We start from the raw sequence: 24692 nt of genomic DNA, 5'->3' as shown, positions 1-24692 counted from the left end.
CTTGGTCGACGAAGCCGAGTTCCGCCGCAAGATCAAGGTTGTTTCGGGCGGCGAAAAGACCGGCGAGGGCGAAGGCGGCGGCGGCGATACCCTGCCCTTGGATTTCCCGGCCCTGCCAATCGACGCTATCAGCGAAGCCGTTTATGCCGCTATCCCCAAGAAGCTGGGCGACCGCGAGTATTGGAGTGAATGGGCCAAGAGCATTGGTCCCGTTGCCGAACGCTTGATCGCTCGCATCAACGCCATGATCGCGGGCAGCCCGGAGGTGGCCGAGGAATTCGCCCGCTTCGTTAAGGGCCTGCAAGACACGCTAAACCCCGCCGTCACATCCGAAGACGCCGTGGAAATGCTGGCCCAGCACATCCTGACCATGCCTGTCTTTCAGGCCCTGTTTGCGGGGACCGATTTCCCGGCCCACAATGCCGTAGGCAAGGCGCTGGAAGCCATTGTCCAGAAGCTTGATGCTGGATCGGTGGACAGCGAGACAGAGGGCATGCAACGCTTCTACGACAACGTGCGCGAACGCATCAGCCTGGCAAAAAGCGACAAGTCGAAACAAGACATCATCCGCAACCTTTATGACACGTTCTTCAACAATGCCTTCCCCCGCATGGCGGAACGCCTTGGTATTGTATACACTCCCGTGCCCGTAGTGGATTTTATCCTGCGCAGCGCCGATGCCGCCCTGCGTCATCACTTCCGACAATCACTGTCCAGCAACGGGGTGCAAATTCTTGACCCCTTCACCGGGACAGGCACCTTCCTTGTCCGGCTGATCCAGTCAGGGTTGATCAAATCCGAAGATTTGGCCCGCAAATACGATAATGAACTGCATGCCAATGAACTTGTCCTGCTAGCCTATTACATCGCCACGGTAAATATTGAGACTGCCTACCACAGCGCGGCAGGCAGCTATCGCCCGTTTGACGGGATGATCCTGGTCGACACTTTCCAGATGACCGAGAAAGACGATCTTGTGGACCGGGTGGTTTTGCCGGAAAACAACGAACGGGTCGAACGGCAACTGGCACAGCCCATTCAGGTAATCGTCGGCAACCCGCCCTATTCGGCGCAGCAAGACAGCGAGAATGACAATAACAAGAACCTGACCTATCCCACGCTGGACGGGCGCATCCGGTCAACCTATGCTGCCAAATCAAATGCTAAGCTGCTAAAAAATCTCTACGACAGTTATATCCGAGCGATCCGCTGGGCATCCGACCGGATCGAAGATCGCGGCATCGTCGCCTATGTGACCAATGGGTCTTTCCTTGAGGCCAACAATATGGACGGGCTGCGCCTGTCGCTGGCCGAGGAATTTAGCCACCTTTACATCTTCAACCTGCGAGGCAATCAGCGCACTTCGGGTGAAGAGTCGCGGCGTGAAGGCGGCAAGGTTTTCGGTTCAGGTTCCCGCACCCCGGTTGCCATCACCATCATGGTGAAAGACCCGGCCCACGAAGGCCCCTGCCAGCTGCATTACCATGACATTGGCGATTACCTCACCCGCGAAGAAAAGCTAGCCATCGTCGACGACTTCGGCAGTATCGACCGAATGACATGGCAGCGTTTGCGCCCTAACGCCGAAGGCGACTGGGTCAATCAACGCGATCCAGCCTTTGATGCCTTCGTTCCCTTGGGCGACAAGGAAGGCACCGAGGGCGGCGCGATTTTCGATATGTATTCCCAAGGAGTCCTGACCTCGCGCGATGCCTGGGCTTACAACTCGGGCAGAGCGGCGCTGGCCGAGAACATGGGCCGCATGATCGAAACCTATGAGACCGAGCGGGACCGCTACGCCCGTGTCTGCGGTGGGCTGCAAAAGGACGAACGGCCGCTACTGGAAAAAGTCGTCGACACCGACGCACGCAAGATCAGTTGGTCGCGTGCTTTGAAAGCCGATGCCTCTCGAAACAAAGGCTATGCCTTCGATAACAACGCTATTGTGCAGGGGGCCTATCGTCCCTTTCAACGGCAATGGCTCTACTTCGACCGCCGCATGAACGAAATGGTCTACCAACAGCCCCGCCTGTTTCCGACACCCCGGCATCAGAACCTTGCGTTTGCCGTGACAGGTATCGGGGCGTCGAAGGGCTTTTCTGCCCTCGTCTGCGATGCCGTGCCCAATTACCACATGCACGACTCCGGCCAGACCTTCCCCCTCTACTGGTTTGAAAACCCCGAGGACTCCCGCAGCAAGCGGCAGTCGGAAATGTTCTCCGATGCCGCCCAGATCGACGCAGACGGCTACATCCGTCGCGATGCGATTTCCGACTGGGCGCTGGGTGAGTATCGCCGCCGCTACGGAGACGACAGCATCACCAAGGAAGACATCTTCTGGTATGTCTACGGCATCCTGCATTCCCCCGAATACAAGGATCGCTTCGCCGCCGACCTGAAAAAGATGGTCCCCCGCATCCCCTTCGCCGCCAACTTCCGCGCGTTCAGCAATGCGGGCCGCGAACTGGGACAGTGGCACCTGGGATACGAGACGGTGGAGCCCTACCCGCTAACCGAGGATTGCAGCCGTCTAGTAATGGAAGCCGCCGACTGGCGCGTTCACAAAATGGTCTTCGGCAAGCGCGGTGGCGAAAAGGATAAAACGGTGATCGTCTACAACGCGCATGTCACCCTGCGCGGCATCCCGCTAAAAGCCTACGACTATGTGGTGAACGGCAAATCCGCGCTGGAATGGGTGATGGAACGCTATGCTGTAACCATCCACAAGGAAAGCGGCATCAGGAACGATCCGAATGACTGGTCCGAAGACCCGCGCTATATTGTTGATCTGGTAAAGCGGATCATCCGCGTCAGCTTGGAAACCGTGCGGATCGTTGCGGCGCTGCCGCCGCTGAATGAACAGGCGTAACAACACGCGCTGGACGAAAGGCAAGCGATAGCCCTTTGTCCAGCGCACTTTTCTGAACGGGTGTTTGCATCCAAATTTGCATGTTGCTCATGGGGCCTCACGACCACGCCAGACGCTCCTCAATAGCCATCCGAGCACTAGTTACAAAGTCGCGCTCGCCATCATCCATGGCAGAATAGAACTTCGCTACATTGCTTAACAAAGCAGTCATTTCGGAACGGCCCTCAACCCCCGCAAGATGCTTACCCTCCCGAAGTCCCGCCTCAAGCGCATCCAGGCGGGCAGTGATCTTATCACTAACGCTCAATCTTTGTCTTCCAGATAGTTAAAGTTTCGGCTTGATATTCTTCTTCTGCATCATCTCCGCAATGATGAAGGAATGTTCACCTAGCGGTCCAGCCCACTTTTCATTCGGATCATAGCCAACAATACTAACAAGTTCCGAGCGCCCAGGACTTTCCAATGGCATAGAAGCCAGAATATCTAAGGCTTCTGATCTGGAAATTTTCTTTTTCATCTTTCCCTCAACCAATTCTACACGATATTTACCACCAAAAAATTGAGCCTACCGCAACACCACCAGTCTAATGTTTAGGATGGCAGACCTATATTGGCAGGGAGCTTTACGAATTTTTAACCCGGTCCGGGGCGTGACAGCTCCGGCAAGGTCTTGACTGGTGACTACCTTGTCTATGCCAACAGCTTCGAAGTTGGCTGGACAAAATGGGTGACGCTACAGGATTGGCGCCTGTCAGTGGCGGAACATCGAAGATCATCAGCATGGGTTCATCCGCGACGGGGCAGCTGTAGACGCCGCCAGAGGGGTAAGAGATTCCCTCATGCTGAAGCCCTACATGACGGCCACTCTTGGGGCGACAAGCCGCCAAAGGGCTAAGCCCGGATTTCCCCGCCCGAGCGCCCGCGTTTGCGGCCCCTGCGCTGACTCATCCCTGAAATTTAGCCGTTTTAGGGGCTTTTTAAGCGGGTTGAGGGTATTCACCCTACCAGGAATAGCTAAGCCCCATCAGCGGGCTTTCTACGGCTTGTGCGGGGCTTTGTCGCCAGAACGCCACCGAAGAGTCGTTCGGCAGCGGCAGGACAGCAGAACGGCACATGTGACGTGAGGCGGAACGCCGAACCAAACGGAATACGGGATTATCAGGAAAGAATATTTATCAATCGCCTTCGCCGATGATCTTCAAACAATGCGAAATGATCATGAGACAGTGAGGTTAGACGCGGCAGCGGATAACCGAACCCCATAGAGATTTTCAGTCTTTGAAGGTTCTAGTCAAAAATGATAAAGGACTATCAAGAGAACGGGTCAGCGGGGCGCGCAACGTGCCGATGCCCTTCCGACGAGCCTTGGTGAGGAAGGAAGGACTTTGATCTTTATCCCATAGGCATCATACATTAGGCAGTCACTTAGGCCGCAGGCCGTCAAACTCTCACCTGATAAAGGATTTCATTTTTTCAAATTATGAAAGCCAAATATCTACTCTAAATTAGAAAGGGTATATGTGAAGAAACATATACCCATCTTAATTCTTGGGTATGGAGTCCATAATGAATCTTCACATATACCCTTCTTAATTTTCACAAGTCAGACTGCGCTGCGACGACGCCAAGTTCAATCCTCATTGGGGGCTTGGTTTTGCTGACTTCATTCCTCATGGGGCTTGCTGTTCATTCCGCTTCATGCTATAGACAACCGTAGTCGGTTTAGCCGATTCGCTGTCATGTTCAATCCTTGCGTTTGCGCATGGCAGTCATTCCCAAACATCAAATCTTTTCGGGTCATTTCGGCCCCTTTTTTGGCGTTTTGGAAAATCGATACAAACCAGCTACATTAGTCAATTCTTTCGGATGATGAATTTTGGGACCGCTGTAGGGTCAGGAAGTCATGAGCCTGACCCGAAAGCACTAAAAGCCCGTCTGTCAGCGCCGCAGGATGACATCCCAAGATTAATATCATCACATTGGAAGGAAGCCAGATGACACACGAATTCCGGTCATGCAAAAACAAACATTGCGGTAGAGCGTTCCCTGTTCCCGCTAAGAAGGGTCGCGGTGCGCCACAGACGCTTTGCCCGCAGTGCAAAGTGGATAACCACAAGGCCACGATCCGTAGGAGCAGCGCGAAGAAAAATACTGTTGCTTACGCCCTTCATGAACACATGACCAAAAAGTTTCATAAGCGATTTTCCTCCAAAGGAACTATCGAGTGCCAATCGTTCCTGAATGCGCTTTTTGAAGAAATTCACCAAAATCCCGATGCAGTTCCGCCAGTCTTCCGCCGCGCTTTCACGAACAGAGTCGATGCGAAAGGTAAAGGCGCACATATGCTATCAACGTTCTTCGGCGCATTTTGTCGCGAGAAGCGTGGCTTATGGATGTTTTTCATTTTTGATAAAAACCCTACAGATGAACAAGTTCAGCAATGGGAAGCACTGGAGAAAGCGGCCCGCGCTAAGGATAAGGGTATTAATGATTACATTTCCTATGACATGTCTTGCGTCCAATGGCTGATGAAAGGCTTCGAGTTTGGAAATGATTCTATCATTGATGATGAAGATTTGAGCCTTGATGACAATAACGTTGATGCGGACAGCAATGAGGCAAATAAAGAGTTTGAACTTATTCCGTTCGAACGCAAGACCCCCAAAGCGCAAGCCCCGAAAACAGTCAAAGATGTTCTCTACGAATACATCATTAAGAATGAGAATAGAGGCACGACGGGTCGCGTGACTATCATCCCGTTGATGGTCAAGTTGCGGGGCTTCGACCGGAACGAAGTTGAGCAAGCCCTTCTTGAATTACAGACTGATGGGCTGATCATGCTTGATGAATTCAGCAACCAGTATCGAACAATCAAGCGTGCGGCCTGATCCAAACACTACATCAAAACACGCGAAGGCGATGGCTCCAGGACCGTCGCCTTTTTTCATTCTAGAGAAAGGATATTGAATGGATACACTTTGGATGCTGACCGGACGCTATCAGGGTCTCCCCCTGATTCCGGTGGATCGTGTGGTGGAAGACTTCTTTCCCCACCTGAACCGAACGAATTTCTTACGGAAGGTCACTGACGGTCACATTGCCCTGCCCTTGGTGAACGTCGAAGCTTCGCAGAAGTCAGCCAAAGCGATTCACCTGGCCGTTCTGGCTTCCTATCTGGACGCCAGACACGAGGTAGCACGGCGCGAGTTCGAACAGTTCCACGCCTGACTCAAGCGATTCAGCGACTTACTAACCGCGCGTATGACTATTTTGTATGATTCGAAAGTGTAGGAAAGCATAGCGCCTTGTTATCGCTAGGCTTTCCTACCTGTCGCTAAAATCCATCATGGGGGCGACGGACAGGGTCGCGGCGTCGGTGGCAGAGGGTTTCATCATGCGACGACGCGGCAAAAGGGAAAGATGGTGGGTGATAACGGATTTGAACCGCTGACATCTTCGATGTGAACGAAGCGCTCTACCGCTGAGCTAATCACCCGTGGGCGCAGCATCTAGCAGGCGTGAAAGCCGACCGCAAGGGCGAATCGGCGGTATCAATCCGAGACAGAGGGCCGGGCGGACTGACGGATGCTGCCGGGCCGCCGGCGCAGGCGCAGGGTGATGATCTCGCCGCCCCGCTGGTCCCGTTCCAGGTTGACGCGGGCCCGGCCAAGGGGCGGCACGGCCAGGGTCTCGCCTGCGGACAGGGCCTTGCCCAGTTGGGCCAGCGTGGCCTCGATGATGGGGCGGGCGTCCGCCTTCTTGGCGCCGCTGGCGGCCACCACGCGGTCCACGAAATCCTTTTTCTGAAGAACCTGCGCTGGCTGAGGATTGCGGGGCCGGTCCCCGGACCCGTCTTCAGTCCCAAGACGCTTAATCATCACCCAAACTCCGTTAACTAGAACACGGAGTTCAGCGTGAGACGACTTTGACCCAAGGTCAACATTATTCTTAGCTTTGAGTCGCCTTCCTGCAGGAAGGCGCCGCGCAGCCTGGGGGATGCGCGGCGCCTATCGGTGTCAGCCCTTGCCCGGCTTGCCGCCCTTGCGGGGGGCCGCGAACTTGCCGCGTTCCTTGCCGCCCTCGGGGCGCGCGGCCTTGGCGCGGAAGCCGCCGGGCTTTGCGGCGTTGTCGCGCGGCGGCTTGCCGGTCCTGGCGCTGCGGTCCTCGGGCGTCCAGCGGGGCTTCTTGGGCTTGGCCGGGGCCTCGTCCGAGGCCTCGCGCGGGGCGGGCCTTTTCCACTCTGCCTCGGGCTTGCGGGGGGCGGGACGCTCGGCCGGGCGGGGGGCGCGGTCCAGATCCGGCTCTCCCTCCAGGCGGCGCATGGTCAGGCCGGGCTCAAGCTCCATCGCCTTGCCGAACCTGCCGGCCTGCTCCACGGCGATCTGGACGAAGGTCTCGTCCTGGCGCACGCGGATGGCGCCGATGGCGTCACGGTTGATGCCGCCGCCGTCGCAGATCTTGGGCAGCAGCCAGCGCGCCTCAGCCCGGCCCGTGTGGCCCACGGACAGCTGGAACCAGACCGCCTCGCCAAAGGGCGGGCGTTCGCGGGCGGCAGCGGGGGCGCGGTCCTGCAGCACCGTCAGTTCCTCGGGGGCGGGGCGGCCTTCGCGCCACAGGGCGATAAAGGCCTGGGCCACCCGCTGGGCGCCGAATCGGTCCAGCAGCATCTGCGCCATGCCCGCATCGTCATCGGTGCCGTTCTTCAGCGCGGGATGATCCAGCATCCGGGTATCGTCCTGCGCCCGAACCTCGTCGGCAGAGGGCGCCGGTCCCCATTCCGCATCCACACGCGCACGCTTCAGCAGCATCTGCGCCTTGCGCAGGTCGGCGGGCGTCACGATCAGGGCGGACACGCCCTTGGCCCCTGCCCGGCCGGTGCGGCCGGAACGGTGCAGCATCGTGTCGGAATTGGTGGGCAGGTCGGCATGGATCACCAGCTCCAGCCCCGGCAGGTCGATGCCGCGCGCGGCCACGTCGGTCGCCACGCAGACCTTGGCGCGCCCGTCGCGCAAGGCTTGCAGCGCATGGGTGCGTTCCTGCTGGGAAAGTTCGCCGGACAGCGCCACGGCCTTGAAGCCGCGGTTGCCCATGCGGGCCAGAAGGTGGTTCACGTTGGCCCGCGTCTTGCAGAAGATGATCGCGGTTTGCGCCTCGTGCAGGCGCAGCAGGTTGAAGATCGCGGGCTCGCGGTCGCGGGCGGCCACGGTGAAGGCGCGGTATTCGATATCCCCGTGCTGGCGCGATTCGCCCTGGGCCGCGACGCGCAACGCGTCCTTCTGGAAGGTCCGGGCCAGTTGCTCGATCGCGGGCGGCACCGTGGCCGAGAACATCAGCGTGCGCCGATCCTCGGGCGCGGATTGCAGGATGAATTCCAGATCCTCGCGGAAGCCCAGGTCCAGCATCTCGTCGGCCTCGTCCAGCACCGCGACGCGCAGGGCCGAAAGATCCAGCGACCCACGCTCGATATGGTCGCGAAGGCGGCCGGGGGTGCCGACGACGATCTGGGGATTGCGTTCCAGCGCGCGGCGTTCGCCGCGATAGTCCATGCCGCCCACGCAGGTGGCGATCCGGCCGCCCGCCTGCGCGTAAAGCCAGCCCAGTTCGGCGGCGACCTGCAAGGCCAGTTCCCGCGTGGGCGCGATGGCCAGCGCCAGGGGGGCCACCGCATCGGGCAGCATGTCGCCGTCCAGCAGTTGCGGCGCGATGGCAAGCCCGAAGGCCACCGTCTTGCCCGATCCGGTCTGGGCCGAGACCAGCATGTCGCGCCCCTGCGCCTTGCTTTCCAGGACCGCGTCCTGAACCGAGGTCAGGCTGGCATAGCCCTTGGCCGCCAGCGCCGCGGCCAAGGGCGCGGCTATCATATCGTTCGTCATAAACTTCGCCAGGATGGGGGGTGCGGACACCCGTGAAGGCACCGCGATCCTTGCGACAGACATCTCCCCGCGTCCGCCGCCCTGGATGTCAGGGCCGAAGGACCGGCTTTTAGGGGATCAGACCCGGGAAGTCAAAGGAAATAGGCCCTCAGCCCATGCCAAGCGCCTGCTTGTACATTTCCAGGATCGCCTCCTCCTCGGCGATGTCGTCGCGGTCGCGCTTGCGCAGCGCCACGATCTTCTTCATCACCTTGGTGTCATAGCCGCGGGCCTTGGCCTCGGCCATCACCTCTTTCTGGCGTTCGGCGATGTCCTTCTTTTCCGCTTCCAGCTGCTCGAACTGCTCGATGAACTGGCGCAGCTCATCCGCCGCGACGCTGTAGGCCTGCTCGTCCTTCATGGGGTGTCCTTCCGTTTGATCCTGCCCGTCTTTGGGCGCATCTGTTAGGCGGTCTTGCCGCGCGGCGCAATCGCCGCTAGGGCGCATGGCCATCAATAGGGGTGTGCGATGACGGTTTTCGAGGGGCTGATCTGGGGCGGCGCGGCGCTGACGCTGGCGGGGGTCGCGGCGCTGGTGTGGTGCATCGTGACGGTGGCCCGCGCCCGCAGGGCCGGGCTGGACGACGCCGCGCTGCGCGCGCGGATGCGGCCGGTGCTGGCCGTCAACATGGGCGCGCTGGCCTTGTCGATGATGGGGCTGCTGCTGGTCATCACCGGGATCGTGCTGGGCTGATGCGCGCGCTTGTCCAACGCGTGGCCGAGGCGTCGGTCGAGGTCGAGGGCGCCGTGATCGGCCAGACCGGGCCGGGGCTTCTGGTGCTGGTCTGCGCCATGGGCGGCGATGACGAAGGGGCTGCCGACAAGCTGGCCCTGCGCGTGGCGAAACTGCGCATCTTCCGCGATGATCAGGATCGCATGAACCGATCCGTCCTCGACATCGGCGGGGGCGCCCTGGTGGTCAGCCAGTTCACCCTGGCCGCCGACACGCGCACCGGCAACCGCCCCGGCTTTTCCTCGGCCGCCGCGCCCGAGGAGGGGCGGCGGCTTTACGAACGCTTCGCGGCCAGCCTTGCCGCGCAGGGGATCGCGGTCCAGACCGGCAGCTTCGGCGCCGACATGAGGGTGCGGCTGGTCAATGACGGGCCGGTGACGATCTGGCTGGACACGGCGGACCGCGCCTAGAGAATGAAGTCGCCCGCGCCAAGGCGCGTCGCATCGTCCACCCAGATCTCGAAATCGGCGGTCTTGTTGCCGTTGATGTCGCCGCGCACCAGGACGCCGTCCGCCTGTTTCACATACCAGACCGAATGGGCGGCGGCCGCCGTGCCCGTGAAGGCGAAGGCCTGGTTTCCCGCGCGGGCGGCATTGGCGTCGATCAGCGACAGGTCGATGTCGTCATGACCGGCCCTGAATTGCAGGATCTGGTCCCGTTGCGCGCCGACGGTGGTTTCCGCAGCGGCGCGGAAGATGAACACGTCCCGGGCCGCGTCAGGGCCGCCATACAAGTGGTCGCGCCCCGTGCCGCCGTCCAGCGTGTCGCTGCCGTTTCCGCCCTTCAGGATATCGTTTCCTACGGCGCCGATCAGGCGGTCATTCCCGTCGCCCCCTGCCAGGCGGTCATAGCCCCCGCCGCCGTTCAGCGTGTCGTTGCCGGTCCCGCCGATCAGCGTGTCGTTCCCGCCTTGCCCGGACATCCGGTCGTGGCCTGCCCAGCCTTCAAAGCGGTCGTCATAGGCGCTGAGGGTGATCGTGTCGTTGCCCGCCATGATCGAGGCCAACAATGCCCGGTCGTCGGCGTTGCTGTAGGTCAGAGCCGCATTGTAGAGGCGCGCGGCCGAGACGGAAATGTTCTGCATGGACCAGATCTCCGGCCCATCGTAGATCTCCTCGGACATGAATGTGACGGTTCCCCGGGTCACAGCGCCCCATGCGGTGAAGCCGAAGCCGGACCCGCCAAAGCCGAGGAGCAGGTCGTTATATCCGTCCCACCCGTTAACGATATAGACGTCTTGAAACGTCTTCCCGGAAATCTCGTGATAAAAGTCTTCCAGGAATAAATCTTCATAAAACCACCGGGAATAAAAGTTCAGATCCATCAGACGGCTATCGACGCCGTAATGGGCCTTGAAGTTCGCCATGGCATTTTCCTGTGAAAAATATTAACGATTGCATGGACTAGGGGCGATTCGGCGTCATTCTGACAGCAACGCCATCCCTCCACCAGCGAGATCTTAATCATCCTTAATGAACGCTCGGCGCCGCCGATCCCGCTTGACTTGCAAGTCATGAAGCCCCATGTGGTTCCTGTCGCCACCCGCTGCCGCGTGAGCAGCCGCGTTTTTTGCCCAGGGTCCGGCATTTCATTCCAGTTTCCCATTCACGCGGGGAGGCTTGCGGGCACCCTATCGCGCCCGCATCCCTGCTGATCGCCGCGCATCGGACGCGGCCCCTGCCTTGCGTCCGATACGGGGGATGCGAGGATGAGAGTTTGATGGAACAGAACACCACCCGCCGCCCGTCTCGCGGCCAGAAGCCCCGGCCCCGCAACCTGCCCAACTTCGACGCGAACGAAGGCCGCCGCGCCCCTGCCCGCGATCCGCTGCCCACCGGCCCCTTTGCGGACATGGGCATCGACCACCGCATCAACGCCAACGTGGCCGCGATGGGGCTGACCAAGCCCACGCCGATCCAGACCGAGGCGATCCCCGCCGTGGTCAAGGGCCGCGACGTGCTGGGCCTGGCGCAGACCGGCACCGGCAAGACGGCGGCCTTCGGGTTGCCGATGCTGACGCGGCTGATCAACTTCGGCAAGAAGCCCGATCCCCGGACCTGCCGCGCGCTGATCCTGGCCCCGACCCGGGAACTGGCGACCCAGATCGCCACGAACATCGACGCCTATGCCGAAGGCACGCCGATCCGGTCGTTCCGGGTCGTGGGCGGCGCGTCCATCAACGTGCAGACCGAACGGCTGTCGCGCGGCGTGGACGTGCTGATCGCCACGCCGGGCCGCCTGATGGACCTGATCGACCGCCGCGCCATCAGCCTTGAGGCCACCACCTATCTGGTGCTGGACGAGGCCGACCAGATGCTGGACATCGGCTTCATCCACACCCTGCGCAAGATCGCGCGGATGCTGCCCAAGGACCGCCAGACCCTGCTGTTTTCCGCCACCATGCCCAAGCTGATGGAGGAACTGGCCGACACCTACCTGACCGATCCGGTCCGGGTCGCCGTGAACCCTCCGGGCCAGGCGGCCAAGAAGATCGAGCAGGGCGTGCATTTCGTGAGCCAGGGCGACAAGGCCACGCTGCTGGCGGAATACCTGTCCAAGCACCCGGGCGAGCTGGCGATGGTCTTTGGCCGCACCAAGCACGGGTCGGAAAAGCTGGCGAAGCTGCTGGAAAAGTGGGGCTTTGCCGTTGCCGCGATCCACGGCAACAAGTCGCAGGGCCAGCGGGAACGCGCGCTGGACGCCTTCCGCAAGGGGCAGACGCAGGTGCTGGTGGCGACCGACGTGGCGGCGCGGGGGCTGGATATTCCCGAGGTCGCGCATGTCTATAACTATGACCTGCCAAATGTGCCGGAAAACTATGTCCACCGGATCGGCCGCACCGCGCGGGCGGGCCGCGACGGCCGCGCCGTGGCGCTGTGCGCGCCGGGCGAGGTCGGCGAATTGCGCGCCATCGAAAAGGCCATGAAGGCGCCGATCCCGGTGATCGGCGGCGAGGTGCCGGTGGGGCCGGTGCCCTCGGCCCGTCCGCAGGGCGGGCGTGGTCCGGGCATGGGCAAGCCGATGGGCGCTGGCGCCAACAAGCGGCCGGCCCGGCGTCCCTCGCGGGCCCCGAAAAGCCGGCAGGCGTAAGCCAGGGGCGCTTCGCCCCCCAGCCTGCCGCGCGGCGGCAGGCGTTCGCCGCTGAAAAAGGTCCACTGGACCTTTTTCCGGGCGCGCCTCACCCCAGAGGATATTCAGATGAAGAAGAAGCCGCAGGGTTCGCCCTGCGGCTTTTGTCATGCCAGGCGCAGGCGGGGCAGCGATGCGGCGGCGGCGCACCAGGCCAATGCGGCGCAAAGCGCGATGGCCGTGACCATGCTGGCGGCGCTGTTGTCCATGAAGGGGCCGGTCAGCGCGATCATCAGCCCGCCGGTCAGCATCTGGAACGTCCCGCCCAGGGATGATGCCAGCCCGGCGATGTCGGGATGCGGGTCCAGCGACATCACCATGGCCGTGGGCATCACCAGCCCCAGGCAGGCATTGCCCAGGAACAGCCCGGCCATCACCACCGGCAGCGCATCGAGGCCCAGCCAGACGACCGCCGCCAGCGCGATCATGATCCCGGCAAATCCGGTGATCGCCAGGGAAATCACCCGCTCCATCCCGTGCCGTTGCGCCGTCGGGCCCGCGAACTGGGACGCCGCGAAGAAGCCCACGGCATTGACCGCGAAGGCCAGCGAGAAGCCGGTGGGCGATAGCCCGTATTGCCGGGTATAGACGAAGCTGGCCGAGGACAGGAACACGAAGAAGCTGGCCATGCCGAAGCCGCCGATCATCGTCAGCCCCATGAAGCGCCGGTCGGTCAGCAGGCGGCGCGCGCCCGACAGCATGGGCCGCAGGCTGACGGGACGGCGCTGTTCGGGGGCCAGCGTCTCGGGCAGGACGAACAGGATCAGGGCCAGGCTGACCAGCGCCGCGACCGCGAGGACGGCGAAGATCTCTCGCCAGCCGCCCCAGGCCAGGACCAGCGATCCGGTCAGGGGCGCGAGCATCGGGCTGACGGCGATCACGATCATGATGGTGGACATGACCTTCGCGGCCTGGGGGCCTGTCGCCACGTCGCGGATGACCGCGCGCGGCACGGCCATCAGCGTGGCCGCGCCAAGGCCCTGCATCGCGCGGGCGGCGATCAGCCAGCCAAGGGTGTGCGCAAGGGCCGCCGCCACGGTCGCGGCGGTGAAGATCGCCACGCCGACCACCAGCGGCGTCTTGCGGCCCACCGCATCGGCCATCGGGCCATAGATCATCTGCGCGATGCCGAAGACGATGAAATACGAGGTCAGCGTCAGCGCCGCCCCCGCCTCGGTCGTGCCCAGGTCGGCTGCGACCTGCGGCAGCGCGGGCAGATACATGTCGATGGCAAAGGGGCCGACGGCGGACAGGACGCCCAGCACAAGGGCCATGCGGAACAGGGGATCGCGCATCAGGATATTCCGGGATTGGCTTGTGCCTGCTTGGTGCCAGCTTGTCGGCGCGGCGGCAAGGCTTGATGAGGGCCGCGCCGGGGGGTAACTGGCGTCATGGCCAAGCTCTATTTCCATTATTCCACGATGAACGCGGGCAAAAGCACGCTGCTGTTGCAGGCGTCCTACAACTATCGCGAACGGGGGATGCGGACGCTGCTGCTGACGGCGGCCATCGACAGCCGCGCGGGGCCGGGCCGCATCGCCAGCCGCATCGGCATCGGCGAGGACGCCCTGGCCTTTGACGCCGACACCGACATGTTCGCCCTGGTCAGGGACCGCGGCACCGGCTGCGCCTGCGTCTTCGTGGACGAGGCGCAGTTCCTGTCCCCCGCCCAGGTCTGGCAGCTGGCCCGCGTGGCCGACGACCTGCGCATCCCCGTCATGTGCTATGGCCTGCGCGTCGATTTCCGGGGCGAGCTGTTCCCCGGATCCGCCGCCCTGCTGGCGCTGGCCGACGACCTGCGAGAGGTCCGCACCATCTGCCATTGCGGCAAGAAAGCCACCATGGTCATCCGCCGCGACGAGGCGGGCCGCGCGATCACCGAAGGCGCGCAGGTGCAGGTCGGGGGAAACGAGACCTATGTCTCGCTCTGCCGGCGCCATTGGCGCGAGGCGACGGGGAACTGACGTTCAAATATCCCGGAATACGTGTGGGCCCGCGTTGCGAGGGGCGGGGCCATGCTGTAACCATCGGCGCCAAACAGGCAAAGGACTTTCCATGCGTGCATTCCTGACAAGGCTTCTGGCCCTTCTGTGCCTGGCCGCCCCGGTTCAGGCGTTCGAGACCAATGCGACCTCTGCCTGGGTTTACGATGTCAACACCAGCACCGTGCTGATGTCGAAGAACGCCGACGTGCCCATGCCGCCCGCATCCATGTCCAAGCTGATGACGCTGTACATGGTGTTCGAGGCGCTGCAGAACGGCCGCCTGAAGATGACCGACACGCTGCCCGTGTCCACGCGGGCCTGGCAGATGGGCGGGTCCAAGATGTTCGTCGAACCCCGCGACACGCCGACCGTGGAACAGCTGATCAAGGGCGTGATCGTCCTGTCGGGCAACGACGCCTGCGTGGTCCTGGCCGAGGGCTTGGCGGGGACCGAGGAAGCCTTTGCCGCCCAGATGACCGAACGCGCGAAAACGCTGGGGCTGAAGCATTCGGTCTTCAAGAACGCGACCGGCTGGCCCGCCGAGGGGCATGTGATGTCGGCCGAGGATCTGGGAATGCTGGCGATGCACCTGATCCACGACTTCCCGCAGTATTACGGCGACTTCTCGCTGACGGAATTCCGCTACATGGACCGGGTGCCGTCGAACCGCTTCAACCGCAACCCGATCCTGAAGCTGGACATCGGCGCCGACGGGCTGAAGACCGGGCACACGCAGGAAGCGGGTTACGGCTTGGTGGGGTCCGCCGTCCAGGGCGGGCGCCGGGTGATCTTCGTCATCAGCGGCCTGCCCACCGACACCGCCCGGGCCGAGGAAGCCGAACGCATCGCCAACTGGGCCTTCCGCCAGTTCAGCATGGAAACGCTGGTTCCTGCGGGCGAAACAGTGCTGGAGGCTCCGGTCTGGCTGGGCACGCAGTCGCGCGTGGGCCTGACCACCAAGGACGGCGTCAACGTGCTGGTCCCCGCGGGATCGCAGGACCAGGTCAAGGTCGAAGCGGTTTACGACTCCCCCATCCCCGCGCCCATCGCCAAGGGCGACCCCATCGGCCGCCTGGTCGTGACCATGCCCGGCACGCAAGAGGCCGTCACCCCCCTGCTGGCCGCCGAGGACGTGCCCGAGGCCGGTTTCGCAGGCCGCATGAAGGGCGCGGTCATGCGCCTTGGCCACAAGGCGGTCGAGGCCGCCGGCCTTTGATGTTCATCAGCTTCGAGGGGATCGACGGCTGCGGCAAGTCCACGCAGGCCCGCCTGCTGGCCGAGGCGCTGCGCGCGGAAGGCCGCGCGGTCGTCCTGACCCGCGAACCCGGCGGCAGCGAGGGGGCCGAGGAAATCCGCCGCCTGCTGGTGATGGGCGCGGGCGAACGCTGGTCGGCGGAAACCGAATGCCTTTTGTTCACCGCCGCCCGCCGCGATCACCTGGAACGCACCATCCGCCCGGCCCTGGCCGCCGGGCAGACCGTCATCACCGACCGCTTCGCCGATTCGACCCGCGTTTATCAGGGCGCGACCCGGGGCGATTTGCGCCCCTTCGTGGACCGGATGCACGACCTGGCGATCGGGGTGGAACCCGACCTGACCTTCGTCATCGACCTGGACCCGGCGACCGCCCTTGGCCGGGGCAACGCGCGCGGCGGGGCCGAGGATCGGTTTGAAAGCCTGGGCTTGTCCTTCCAGCAGCGGCTGGCCCAGGGGTTCCGCGCCCTTGCGGAGGAGTTTCCCGCCCGCGTGCGCCTGATCGACGGCAGCGGCACCCAGGCCGAGGTCGCCGCCCGCATCCGGGCCGCGCTGTGAAAGCCGATCCCGACGACATCCCCGAACCCGACCGCGTCCCCGGCGCGCCGCATCCGCGCCACACGGACCGCGTGATCGGCCAGGACAGCGCCATTGCCGAGTTCATGGAGGCCGCCCAAGGGGGACGCCTGCACCACGCCTGGCTGCTGACCGGCCCGCGCGGCGTGGGCAAGGCGACGCTGGCCTGGGCCATCGCCCGCTGGATGCTGGCGGGGGCAACCGGCCCCTTCGGCGCGTCCGATACACTCGAGGCCCGGCGCATCGCGGCGCTTTCGGAACCGCGCCTGCATCTGGTCCGCCGTCCCTGGGACGACAAGGCGGGGCGCCTGTCCGCCCAGATCACCGTGGACGAAATCCGCCGCCTGCTGTCCTTCTTCCACCTCTCGGCAGCCGAGGGCGGACGCCGCATTGCCATCATCGACGCCGCCGACGACATGAACGTGGCCGCCGCCAACGCCCTGTTGAAGGTGCTGGAGGAACCGCCCGCCGACGCGCTGATCCTGATCGTCGCGCACCAGCCCGCGGGCCTGCTGCCCACCATCCGGTCCCGCTGCCGCACCCTGCGCCTGTCGCCGCTGAACCCGGCGCAGATGGGCAATGTCCTGTCGCACCTGGGCATCGACGAGGATGCCGAGGCGCTTGCCGCGCTCTCCGACGGCTCGGTGGGCGAGGCCTTGCGGCTGGCGGGCCAAGGGGGCCTCGACCGTTACCAGCAACTTGTGGACCTGATGGCGACCCTGCCCCGCCTGGATCGCCCGCAGGCCGCCGCCTTTGCCGACGCGGCGGCAGGGCGCGCCGGGGCTGACGGCGATCCCTTCGACCTGACCATGACCGTGCTGGACCGCTTCCTGGCCCGCACCGCACGGGCGGGGCTGATGGGCGCCCCCCTGCCCCAGGCCGCGCGCGGCGAGGGCGCGCTGCTGGCCCGCATCTCGCCCGACGATCACGCCGCCCGTGCCTGGGCCGAGGCGCAGGCGCGGCTGTCGGCCCGCGCCCGCACCGGGCGGGCGGTCAACCTTGACCCTGCCGCGCTGGTGATGGATATGCTGATCGAACTGGCGCATCTGCCGCCCGCGCGATCCGCCCTGCCAGCCAAAGGTTGATCCATGTCCCACGCGGCCCCCACGCCGATTGTCGATAGCCATTGCCATCTGGATTTCCCCGACTTCGACGGCGAACATGACGCCCTGATCGACCGCGCCCGCGCCGCAGGCGTCACCCGCATGGTCACGATCTGCACCCGCCTGCGCCAGGAACCGCAGGTCCGCGCCCTGGCCGAACGCTTTGACGGCGTCTTCTACGCTGCAGGCACCCACCCGATGAGCGCGTCCGAAGAACCCATGGCAACTGTGGACCAGCTTGTCGCCCTGTCCGCCCATCCGAAATTCGTGGGCATCGGCGAGACAGGTCTTGATTACCACTACACCGCCGACAGCGCCGCCCGTCAGGCCGAAAGCCTGGCGGTCCATATCGAGGCCGCGCGCCGCACGGGCCTGCCCCTCATCATCCATTCCCGCGACGCCGACGGTGACATGGCCCGCATCCTGACGGACGAACACCGCGCGGGCGCCTTCACCAGCGTGATGCACTGCTTCACCTCGGGCGCGGCCTTGGCGCAGACGGCGCTGGACCTGGGCTTCTATCTCTCGATCTCGGGCATCGCCGCCTTCCCCCGATCAACCGAGTTGCGCGCGATCTTCGCCGCCGCCCCCCTGGACCGCATTCTGGTGGAAACCGACAGCCCCTACCTCGCCCCGCCCCCGCATCGCGGAAAGCGCAACGAACCCGCCTATGTGGCAAAAACCGCCGCCATCCTGGCCGATGCCTTCGGCATGGATTATCCGCAGCTTGCGGCGCAAACCTCGGCCAATTTCGACCGCCTGTTCTGGAAGGCAGCATGATCCGGGCGACGATCCTGGGCTGCGGTTCCTCGGGCGGCGTGCCGCGCCTCGGGAACCGCTGGGGCGCCTGCGATCCCAACGAACCGAAAAACCGCCGCCGCCGCTGTTCGCTGCTGGTGGAACGCCCCGGCCCCGGCGGCGTGACGCAGGTGCTGATCGACACCGGCCCCGACCTGGTGCCGCAACTGCTGGATGCGAACGTGGCGACGCTGGACGCGGTGGTCTATACCCACCCCCATGCCGACCACATCCACGGCATCGACGACCTGCGGCAGGTGGCCTTCAACGCGGGACGCCTGATCCCTGCCTGGGCCGACATGCCGACCTCGGAACAGTTGCTGGACCGCTTCGGCTATATCTTCAAGACCCCGCCCGGCAGCTACTATACGCCGATCTGCGACCTGCACCTGATCGACGGGCCGATCACCGTGGAGGGCCCCGGCGGCCCCGTCACGCTGATCCCCTTCCGCGCCCAGCACGGAGAGATCACCGCCCTGGGCCTGCGCATCGGCGGCCTGGTCTATCTGCCCGACGTATCCGACATTCCCCCGGCCGCCTGGCCGCTGATCTACGGGGCCGAGGTCTTTGTCTGCGACGCCCTGCGCCCGCAGCCCCATCCCAGCCACGCCCATCTGGCGCAGGCGCTGGACTGGATCGCGCGCTCGGGATGCCCGCGCGGGGTGCTGACGAACATGCATATCGACATGGATTATGCCACGGTCGCGGCCACCACGCCCGACCACATCATCCCCGCCTTCGACGGCTTGGTGATCGAGGCCACATCGGACACCCCCGACCACCCCGCCGCGCTATGAGCGCGCTGTTCAACATCATCGTCCCGGTCTTCCTGATCGTGGGCTTCGGTTACGTGGTGGCCTGGCGCGGCATCTTCCGCGAAAGCGCGGTGGACGGGCTGATGGTCTTCGCCCAGAACTTCGCCGCGCCCACGCTGCTGTTTCTGTCCATGTCGCGCCTGGACCTGGGGGCGGATTTCCGCCCGGCCGTGCTGCTTCCCTTCTACATCGGTGCCTTTTCCAGCTTCTTCATCGGCTGGGCGGGCGCGCGGTTCCTGTTCAACCGCCCGCCGATGGATTGCGTGGCGATCGGCTTTGTCTGCCTGTTCTCGAACAGCCTGCTGCTGGGCATCCCGATCATGGAACGCGCCTATGGGCCGGACGCGCTGTCGGGTAACTGGGCTATCATCGCGATCCATTCGCCGCTGCTCTACACCTTCGGCATCACCTTCATGGAGTTCACCCGCGCCCATGGCAGCGGGCTGTCCGTGGGCCGCGTCGCCCTGCGCGCCATGACGGGCGTGCTGCGGACGCCCCTGGTGATCGGCATCATTGCGGGCATGACCATGAACGTGCTGCAACAGGCGGGCCTTGTCATGCCCGAAGGTTTCTGGGCCGCCGTGGACATGATCGCCGACGCCGCCCTGCCCGCCGCGCTGTTCGGCCTGGGCGGCGTCCTCTACCGCTATCGCCCCGAAGGCGACACGGGCGCCATTGCCATGTGCTGCGCCTGTTCGCTGCTGGTCCATCCAGGGATTGCCTATGCCCTGGGCTGGATCACCGGACTGGACGATGCGGGCCTGCGCTCGGCCGTGATGACGGCAGCCATGGCGCCGGGCGTGAACGCCTATCTGTTCGCCAACCTCTATGGCGCCGCCAAGCGGGTCGCGGCTACCACAGTCCTTGTCGGCACGGCCATTTCGGTCGCCACGATCTGGATGTGGCTGGCAATCCTACCCTGATCTCCTGCATTGGACCTTAAATATCCCACAGGGGGTCTGGGGGACGTGAAGTCCCCCAGCTTGTCTAGCGCGGCGTCACACCCCGGATCCGCTCCGACCGGCGGCGCAACAACTCAACCGTCGTCAGCAGCGCGATCGAGAAGATCACCAGCAGCGTCGCCACCGCCAGGATGGCGGGCGAAATCTGCTCGCGGATCCCGTTCCACATCTGGCGCGGGATGGTCTGCTGTTCCGGGCCCGCGATGAACAGCACCGCCACCACCTCGTCAAAGCTGGTCACGAACGCGAACAGCGCGCCCGAGATCACGCCGGGCAGGATCAGCGGCATGGTCACGCGAAAGAAGGTGGTGCGCGGGTTCGCCCCCAGCGACGCCGCCGCCCGGTTCAGCGACTGGTCAAAGCCCACCAGCGTCGCCGTCACGGTGATGATCACGAAGGGGATCCCCAGCGTCGCATGGGCCAGGATCACGCCGACATAGGTGCCTGCCAGCCGCCCGCAACTGGTGGGCAGGCCGAAGACGCCCAGCAACTCGCAGGGGTTCGAATAGAAGAAGAACATCCCCGTCGCCGTGATGATCAGCGGCACGATCATGGGAGAGATCAGGATCGCCATGATCGCCCGGCGGAACGGCATCTCGGGGCGCGACAGGCCAAGGGCCGCCAGCGTGCCCAGCACGGTCGCCACCACCGTCGAAGCCACCCCGATGATGATCGAGTTCTTGGCGGCCTTCACCCAGTTCGCGTTGGCCCAGGCATCCGACCAGAAGGCCCAGCCGGTGGCATCCGGGTTCTGCATCCCGAAGGTCAGCAGGCTGCGATACCAGCGCAGGCTGTAGCCCTCGGGGTCGAAGGACAGCATCCGGTCGGTGAAGGTGAAATAGGGCTCGGCGTTGAAGGACAGCGGGATGATCACGATGATCGGCGCGATCAGGAAAAAGAAGATCAGCCCGCAGATCACCAGATAGGCGTAATGCCAGATGCGCTCCAGCGGGGTTGCATAGGTGGGAACAGCCATGGATCACCCCAGCTTCAGGTTGTCGATGCCGACCATCCGGTCATACACCCAGTAGAGCAGCAGGACCGCGCCCAGCAGCAGCGCAGCCAGCGCCGCGGCCATGGACCAGTTCAGCGTGTCGGTCATGTGCATCGCGATCATGTTGGAAATCAGCTGGCCCGAGGATCCGCCGACCAGCGCGGGCGTGATGTAATAGCCAACGGCCAGGATGAAGACCAGCAGCGCCCCTGCCCCCAGGCCGGGCAGCGTCTGCGGGAAGTAAACCCGGCGGAACGCGGTCCAGCTTGTCGCGCCAAGGCTGCGCGCGGCGCGGACATAGGACGGGTTGATCGTCCGCATCACGGAATAGAGCGGCAGGATCATGAAGGGCAGCAGGATATGGGTCATGGCGATGATCGTGCCCGCCTGGTTATAGATCATCTGCAACCGCTGCCCGCCCCCGATCACGCCCAGCCAGACCAGGATGTCGTTGATCACGCCCTGCTGTTGCAGCAGCACCATCCAGCTTGTCGTCCTGACCAGAAGCGAGGTCCAGAAGGGCAGCAGCACCAGGATCATCAGCAGGTTCGACTTGCGCATCGGCAATGTCGCCAGAAGATGCGCGATGGGAAAGCCCAGGACAAAGGTGATGAAGGTGATCACCAGCGACAGCCAGAAGGTGCGCATGAACAGCATCACATAGACCTGCTGGCGTTCCTCGACCTGGACGATGCTGCCGTCGTCGCCCCGCTTGCGGTCCACGGCGGCCAGGTAGAAGTTGCCGGTCACGGGGCTGGATGCCTCGCGCATGGCGGACCACAGGCGCGGGTCGGCCCAGTCCTCGTTGATCTCCACAAGCGCCGCCTGGTAGGGCGGCTCCAGCCCGCGCCGCACCTGCCGCCCGGTCGCGGTGAACAGCGACCGCGTGCCCGGCACGTCATAGTTGATGCGCGTGCCCACGACGCCGATGGTGCGCGCCTCGGCCGCGGCCTGCAGGTCGGTGGCAAGCGCCGTCCAGGCGGCTTCGTCGGGGTCGGTGCCGCGCGGATTGTCGGCGAACCATTGCGACAGGTGCGGCATGTTGGCCGAAAAGCCGTCGTTATAGAACGACCGCTGCAGCATCTGCCCGATCGGGACCACGAAGGTGATCAGGATAAAGGCCAAGAGCGGCAGCACCAGCAGAAAGGCGCGGCGGCGAGCCAGCGATTGCGACCGCGCCAGGGCGCGCACCAGCGGCCTGCCATCGGCGGTCCGCAACGCGCCGTCGGTCAGGCCGGTGGCCGTTGTCGCAATGGCTGCGTGCGGATCTAAAGCGTTCGCCATGTCTTCCTCAAGGTATTGGGGCCGCCGCCCCGGCGTGGGCGGCGGCAATCGTCAGGTCAGGCCCCGGCCAGCCAGCTGTTGAACCGCTCGGTCAGTTCGGCGTCGTGGTCGGCCCAGAAGCCCGCATCGTTGACCAGGGCGCGTTCGGTATTCTCGGGCGTCGTCGGCAGATAGGGCGCCATGGCGGTCTTGCCGTCCTTGTAGGTGCCGACGCTGGCCGAGGCGGATTTGCGCGGCGGGCCATAGGCGATGTATTTCGACAGATCGGCCTGATGCGCGGGGTCCGAGGCGAAGGCGATGAACTTCATCGCGGCTTCCTTGTTCGGCGCGCCCATCGGCACCACCCAGTAATCCATGTCCAGGTTCACGCCGTCCCAGACAAAGGCGAAGGGCTTGCCTTCCGACACGATGGCATCGAAGATCCGGCCGTTATAGGCCAGCGTCATCGACACCTCGTTGTCGGCCAGAAGCTGCGGCGCCTGCGCGCCCGCTTCCCACCAGACCACGCTGTCCTTGATGCTGTCCAGCTTGGCAAAGGCACGGTCCACGCCCTCAGGGGTGGACAGCACGTCATAAACCTCGTCGGGCGCCACGCCGTCGCCCAGCAGGGCGAATTCCAGCGCGTATTTAGGCCGCTTGATGATGCCGCGCTTGCCGGGGAACTTCTCGGTGTCGAAGAAATCGGCAACCGTTGTGGGCGCACCGTCCGGAAAGGCCTCGGTGTTGTAGGCGATCACCGTGGACCAGACCATGATCGCGGTCGCGCATTCATGCAAGGCCTGGGGCAGGTAATCCTCGGTCGCGGGGGTGCCGTCGGCGGCGGCAGGCAGGGCGGCGGGATCGATCGGCTCGATCAACCCCTCGTCGCACAGCCGCAGCACGTCGGACTGCTCGACATCGAAGACATCGCTGGTGATGTTGCCCGCCTCGACCTGAGCCTTCAGCGTGGCGGGGGGGTTGTCGTTATCCACCATCGTCGTCTGGATGCCGGTCGCCTCGGTGAAGGGCTTGGCGAAGGCCTCGTTCACGGCGGCCCCGAAGGCGCCGCCATAGGTGGTGATGTTGATCGGCCCTTCCTGAGCCTGGGCGGCCATCCCGGCGATCAGCGCCAGTGCCGTTCCCGCAATCAGTCGTCTGGTCATGGTCTGCTCTCTCGAACCCTTGGGGTAAGGACGGCGCCACAGGCGGCGCCGCCCGGTCAGGCACCGGCAAGCCAGCTGTTGAAGCGTTCGGACAGTTCGGCGTCGTGGTCGGCCCAGAATTCCGGGTTGTCCACCACGGCCGATGTCAGGTGTTCGGGGTTGGTGGGCATGTGCGGGGCCATCTCGGTCTTGCCATCCTGATACATCCCCACCAGCGGGGCCGAGGATTGGCGCGCCGGGCCATAGGCGATGTATTTCGCCTGGTCCGCCAGGGGCTGCGTGCCGGTGGCGAACTTGACGTATTCCACCGCCTGTTCAGGATGGGGGGCGTCCTTGGGCACGACAAAGGCGTTGATTTCCAGATACTGCCCATCCCAGATCACGTCGAAGGGCTTGCCCTCGCCCACCATCGCGTCGAAGATGCGGCCGTTGTAGACGGTGGTCATCACGACCTCTCCGTCGGCCAGCAGCTGCATGGGCTGCGCGCCCGCTTCCCACCAGATCACGTCGTTCTTGATCGTGTCCAGCTTGGCAAAGGCGCGGTCCACCCCCTCGGGCGTCGCCAGCGTGTCATAGATCTGGTCTGCCGGCACACCGTCCGCGATCAGCGCCAGATACAGCGTGCGCTTGGGCGACTTGGGCAGGCCGCGCTTGCCGGGGAACTTCTGGGTGTCGAAGAAGTCGGCGACAGTCGTGGGGGCCTCGCCCTGGAACTTGGTCTTGTCGTAACCGATCACGGTGCCCCAGACGATGTTGCCCACGGCGCAGTCGGACAGCGATCCTTCGACGAAATCCTCGGCGGCGGGGGTGCCGTCGGCCCCGGCGGGCAGGTCGGCGGGGTCGAATTCCATCAGCGCGCCTTCGTCGCACAGGCGGATCGCGTCGGCCATCGCCAGGTCGAAGACATCGCCAGTGACGTTGTTCGCCTCGATCTGCGCCTTCAGCGGCGTGGCCGGATCGTCGGCGGCGATCATGTTGGCCTTGATGCCGGTCGCCTCGGTGAAGGGCTTGTTATAGGCCTCGACCTGGCTGACCTCGTAGGCGCCGCCCCAGGAGACGACATTGACCTCTTGCGCATGGGCCGCGAAGGCCATGCCCGCAAGGGCGGTGGATAGGACCAGAGTGGTTTTCACGGT

23 protein-coding genes and 1 tRNA gene are annotated in these 24692 nt (G+C 64.0%); 13 read left to right on the top strand and 11 right to left on the bottom strand.

The annotated features are described in order from the left end of the window. Position 1 precedes the first annotated feature (1 nt). A complete protein-coding gene (locus JX613_RS20485; RefSeq protein WP_473754213.1) occupies positions 2-2869 on the top strand; it encodes a type ISP restriction/modification enzyme in 2868 nt (955 codons plus the stop codon). Positions 2870-3194: 325 nt separating this feature from the next. Here the strand turns inward: JX613_RS20485 and JX613_RS05230 are convergent, their stop codons facing one another. Then, complete coding sequence (locus JX613_RS05230; protein ID WP_207100406.1) at positions 3195-3386, bottom strand: hypothetical protein; 192 nt, start codon at positions 3384-3386, stop codon at positions 3195-3197. A 1477-nt stretch (positions 3387-4863) separates the two neighbouring features. Here JX613_RS05230 and JX613_RS05225 point away from each other — a divergent pair. Then, positions 4864-5757, top strand: a complete 894-nt coding sequence (locus JX613_RS05225) for a hypothetical protein (protein WP_207100405.1) — start codon at positions 4864-4866, stop codon at positions 5755-5757. 79 nt (positions 5758-5836) lie between these two features. Beyond that, positions 5837-6097, top strand: a complete 261-nt coding sequence (locus tag JX613_RS05220) for a pyocin activator PrtN family protein (protein WP_207100404.1) — start codon at positions 5837-5839, stop codon at positions 6095-6097. 193 nt (positions 6098-6290) lie between these two features. On the opposite strand, the gene JX613_RS05215 is transcribed toward JX613_RS05220, so the two are convergent. The 4 genes from JX613_RS05215 to JX613_RS05200 form a co-directional block, all read right to left on the bottom strand. After that, positions 6291-6365 (bottom strand) — tRNA-Val (locus tag JX613_RS05215). 55 nt (positions 6366-6420) lie between these two features. Continuing rightward, complete coding sequence (locus tag JX613_RS05210) at positions 6421-6747, bottom strand: HU family DNA-binding protein (protein ID WP_207100403.1); 327 nt, start codon at positions 6745-6747, stop codon at positions 6421-6423. A gap of 138 nt (positions 6748-6885) precedes the next feature. Continuing rightward, positions 6886-8742, bottom strand: coding sequence for a DEAD/DEAH box helicase (locus JX613_RS05205; protein ID WP_207100402.1), 1857 nt, complete (start codon positions 8740-8742; stop codon positions 6886-6888). Between the two features lie 148 nt (positions 8743-8890). Further along, entirely contained in the window at positions 8891-9142 is a 252-nt protein-coding gene (locus JX613_RS05200) for a DUF2312 domain-containing protein (RefSeq protein ID WP_154762973.1), read from the bottom strand. Between the two features lie 108 nt (positions 9143-9250). Here JX613_RS05200 and JX613_RS05195 point away from each other — a divergent pair, with 108 nt between their 5' ends. Both JX613_RS05195 and dtd read left to right on the top strand, forming a co-directional pair. Further along, complete coding sequence (locus JX613_RS05195; protein WP_207100401.1) at positions 9251-9475, top strand: hypothetical protein; 225 nt, start codon at positions 9251-9253, stop codon at positions 9473-9475. Next, a complete protein-coding gene (dtd, locus tag JX613_RS05190; protein ID WP_207100400.1) occupies positions 9475-9924 on the top strand; it encodes a D-aminoacyl-tRNA deacylase in 450 nt (149 codons plus the stop codon). Before JX613_RS05195 ends, dtd begins: the two co-directional genes overlap by 1 nt. On the opposite strand, the gene JX613_RS20135 is transcribed toward dtd, so the two are convergent. Beyond that, positions 9921-10880: a calcium-binding protein gene (locus JX613_RS20135; RefSeq protein WP_207100399.1), complete on the bottom strand. Its 960-nt coding sequence runs from the start codon at positions 10878-10880 to the stop codon at positions 9921-9923. The genes dtd and JX613_RS20135 overlap by 4 nt on opposite strands. Positions 10881-11233: 353 nt before the next feature. Between JX613_RS20135 and JX613_RS05180 the strand changes: the two genes are divergently transcribed. Continuing rightward, positions 11234-12604 (top strand): DEAD/DEAH box helicase, encoded by a 1371-nt coding sequence (locus JX613_RS05180; protein ID WP_207100398.1) that lies wholly within the window; start codon positions 11234-11236, stop codon positions 12602-12604. A 146-nt stretch (positions 12605-12750) separates the two neighbouring features. Here the strand turns inward: JX613_RS05180 and JX613_RS05175 are convergent, their stop codons facing one another. Next, on the bottom strand, positions 12751-13938 hold the full coding sequence (locus JX613_RS05175; protein ID WP_207100397.1) for a multidrug effflux MFS transporter: 1188 nt from the start codon (positions 13936-13938) through the stop codon (positions 12751-12753). 96 nt (positions 13939-14034) lie between these two features. Between JX613_RS05175 and JX613_RS05170 the strand changes: the two genes are divergently transcribed. From JX613_RS05170 to JX613_RS05140, 7 genes are all read left to right on the top strand, one after another. Beyond that, complete coding sequence (locus tag JX613_RS05170) at positions 14035-14607, top strand: thymidine kinase (RefSeq protein ID WP_207100396.1); 573 nt, start codon at positions 14035-14037, stop codon at positions 14605-14607. Positions 14608-14698: 91 nt separating this feature from the next. Continuing rightward, positions 14699-15844, top strand: a complete 1146-nt coding sequence (locus JX613_RS05165) for a D-alanyl-D-alanine carboxypeptidase family protein (RefSeq protein WP_207100395.1) — start codon at positions 14699-14701, stop codon at positions 15842-15844. Next, on the top strand, positions 15844-16440 hold the full coding sequence (gene tmk / locus JX613_RS05160) for a dTMP kinase (protein WP_207100394.1): 597 nt from the start codon (positions 15844-15846) through the stop codon (positions 16438-16440). The genes JX613_RS05165 and tmk overlap by 1 nt, the downstream gene beginning before the upstream one ends. Continuing rightward, positions 16437-17543, top strand: coding sequence for a DNA polymerase III subunit delta' (locus tag JX613_RS05155; protein WP_207100393.1), 1107 nt, complete (start codon positions 16437-16439; stop codon positions 17541-17543). Before tmk ends, JX613_RS05155 begins: the two co-directional genes overlap by 4 nt. A 3-nt stretch (positions 17544-17546) precedes the next feature. Then, positions 17547-18341, top strand: coding sequence for a TatD family hydrolase (locus JX613_RS05150; protein WP_207100392.1), 795 nt, complete (start codon positions 17547-17549; stop codon positions 18339-18341). After that, a complete protein-coding gene (locus JX613_RS05145; protein ID WP_207100391.1) occupies positions 18338-19156 on the top strand; it encodes an MBL fold metallo-hydrolase in 819 nt (272 codons plus the stop codon). Before JX613_RS05150 ends, JX613_RS05145 begins: the two co-directional genes overlap by 4 nt. After that, positions 19153-20097 (top strand): AEC family transporter, encoded by a 945-nt coding sequence (locus tag JX613_RS05140; protein ID WP_207100390.1) that lies wholly within the window; start codon positions 19153-19155, stop codon positions 20095-20097. Before JX613_RS05145 ends, JX613_RS05140 begins: the two co-directional genes overlap by 4 nt. A 64-nt stretch (positions 20098-20161) precedes the next feature. Here JX613_RS05140 and JX613_RS05135 read toward each other — a convergent pair whose 3' ends face one another. From JX613_RS05135 to JX613_RS05120, 4 genes are read right to left on the bottom strand one after another with little or no spacing between them, the layout of a single operon-like run. Continuing rightward, the gene (locus JX613_RS05135; RefSeq protein ID WP_207100389.1) at positions 20162-21112 is read right to left on the bottom strand and encodes an ABC transporter permease; all 951 of its coding nucleotides are present in this window, start codon (positions 21110-21112) and stop codon (positions 20162-20164) included. A gap of 3 nt (positions 21113-21115) precedes the next feature. Further along, entirely contained in the window at positions 21116-22414 is a 1299-nt protein-coding gene (locus JX613_RS05130) for an ABC transporter permease (RefSeq protein WP_207100388.1), read from the bottom strand. 56 nt (positions 22415-22470) lie between these two features. Further along, complete coding sequence (locus JX613_RS05125) at positions 22471-23556, bottom strand: ABC transporter substrate-binding protein (protein ID WP_207100387.1); 1086 nt, start codon at positions 23554-23556, stop codon at positions 22471-22473. 56 nt (positions 23557-23612) lie between these two features. Next, positions 23613-24689 carry an ABC transporter substrate-binding protein gene (locus JX613_RS05120; RefSeq protein ID WP_336512272.1) on the bottom strand — a complete coding sequence of 359 codons (1077 nt, stop codon included), beginning with the start codon at positions 24687-24689 and terminating at the stop codon, positions 23613-23615. Between the last annotated feature and the right edge of the window lie 3 nt (positions 24690-24692).

Origin of the sequence: Paracoccus shandongensis (assembly GCF_017315735.1) — a bacterium.
Lineage (GTDB): Bacteria > Pseudomonadota > Alphaproteobacteria > Rhodobacterales > Rhodobacteraceae > Paracoccus > Paracoccus shandongensis.
This window is presented reverse-complemented; position numbering and strand designations above follow the sequence as displayed.

Bases quoted from the DNA above. Each gene is read 5' to 3' on its own strand.
- JX613_RS05230 (WP_207100406.1), bottom strand. From the start codon at position 3,386: ATGAAAAAGAAAATTTCCAGATCAGAAGCCTTAGATATTCTGGCTTCT.
- JX613_RS05225 (WP_207100405.1), top strand. From the start codon at position 4,864: ATGACACACGAATTCCGGTCATGCAAAAACAAACATTGCGGTAGAGCG.
- JX613_RS05220 (WP_207100404.1), top strand. From the start codon at position 5,837: ATGGATACACTTTGGATGCTGACCGGACGCTATCAGGGTCTCCCCCTG.
- JX613_RS05210 (WP_207100403.1), bottom strand. From the start codon at position 6,747: ATGATTAAGCGTCTTGGGACTGAAGACGGGTCCGGGGACCGGCCCCGC.
- JX613_RS05205 (WP_207100402.1), bottom strand. From the start codon at position 8,742: ATGACGAACGATATGATAGCCGCGCCCTTGGCCGCGGCGCTGGCGGCC.
- JX613_RS05200 (WP_154762973.1), bottom strand. From the start codon at position 9,142: ATGAAGGACGAGCAGGCCTACAGCGTCGCGGCGGATGAGCTGCGCCAG.
- JX613_RS05195 (WP_207100401.1), top strand. From the start codon at position 9,251: ATGACGGTTTTCGAGGGGCTGATCTGGGGCGGCGCGGCGCTGACGCTG.
- dtd (WP_207100400.1), top strand. From the start codon at position 9,475: ATGCGCGCGCTTGTCCAACGCGTGGCCGAGGCGTCGGTCGAGGTCGAG.
- JX613_RS20135 (WP_207100399.1), bottom strand. From the start codon at position 10,880: ATGGCGAACTTCAAGGCCCATTACGGCGTCGATAGCCGTCTGATGGAT.
- JX613_RS05180 (WP_207100398.1), top strand. From the start codon at position 11,234: ATGGAACAGAACACCACCCGCCGCCCGTCTCGCGGCCAGAAGCCCCGG.
- JX613_RS05175 (WP_207100397.1), bottom strand. From the start codon at position 13,938: ATGCGCGATCCCCTGTTCCGCATGGCCCTTGTGCTGGGCGTCCTGTCC.
- JX613_RS05170 (WP_207100396.1), top strand. From the start codon at position 14,035: ATGGCCAAGCTCTATTTCCATTATTCCACGATGAACGCGGGCAAAAGC.
- JX613_RS05165 (WP_207100395.1), top strand. From the start codon at position 14,699: ATGCGTGCATTCCTGACAAGGCTTCTGGCCCTTCTGTGCCTGGCCGCC.
- tmk (WP_207100394.1), top strand. From the start codon at position 15,844: ATGTTCATCAGCTTCGAGGGGATCGACGGCTGCGGCAAGTCCACGCAG.
- JX613_RS05150 (WP_207100392.1), top strand. From the start codon at position 17,547: ATGTCCCACGCGGCCCCCACGCCGATTGTCGATAGCCATTGCCATCTG.
- JX613_RS05145 (WP_207100391.1), top strand. From the start codon at position 18,338: ATGATCCGGGCGACGATCCTGGGCTGCGGTTCCTCGGGCGGCGTGCCG.
- JX613_RS05140 (WP_207100390.1), top strand. From the start codon at position 19,153: ATGAGCGCGCTGTTCAACATCATCGTCCCGGTCTTCCTGATCGTGGGC.
- JX613_RS05135 (WP_207100389.1), bottom strand. From the start codon at position 21,112: ATGGCTGTTCCCACCTATGCAACCCCGCTGGAGCGCATCTGGCATTAC.
- JX613_RS05130 (WP_207100388.1), bottom strand. From the start codon at position 22,414: ATGGCGAACGCTTTAGATCCGCACGCAGCCATTGCGACAACGGCCACC.
- JX613_RS05125 (WP_207100387.1), bottom strand. From the start codon at position 23,556: ATGACCAGACGACTGATTGCGGGAACGGCACTGGCGCTGATCGCCGGG.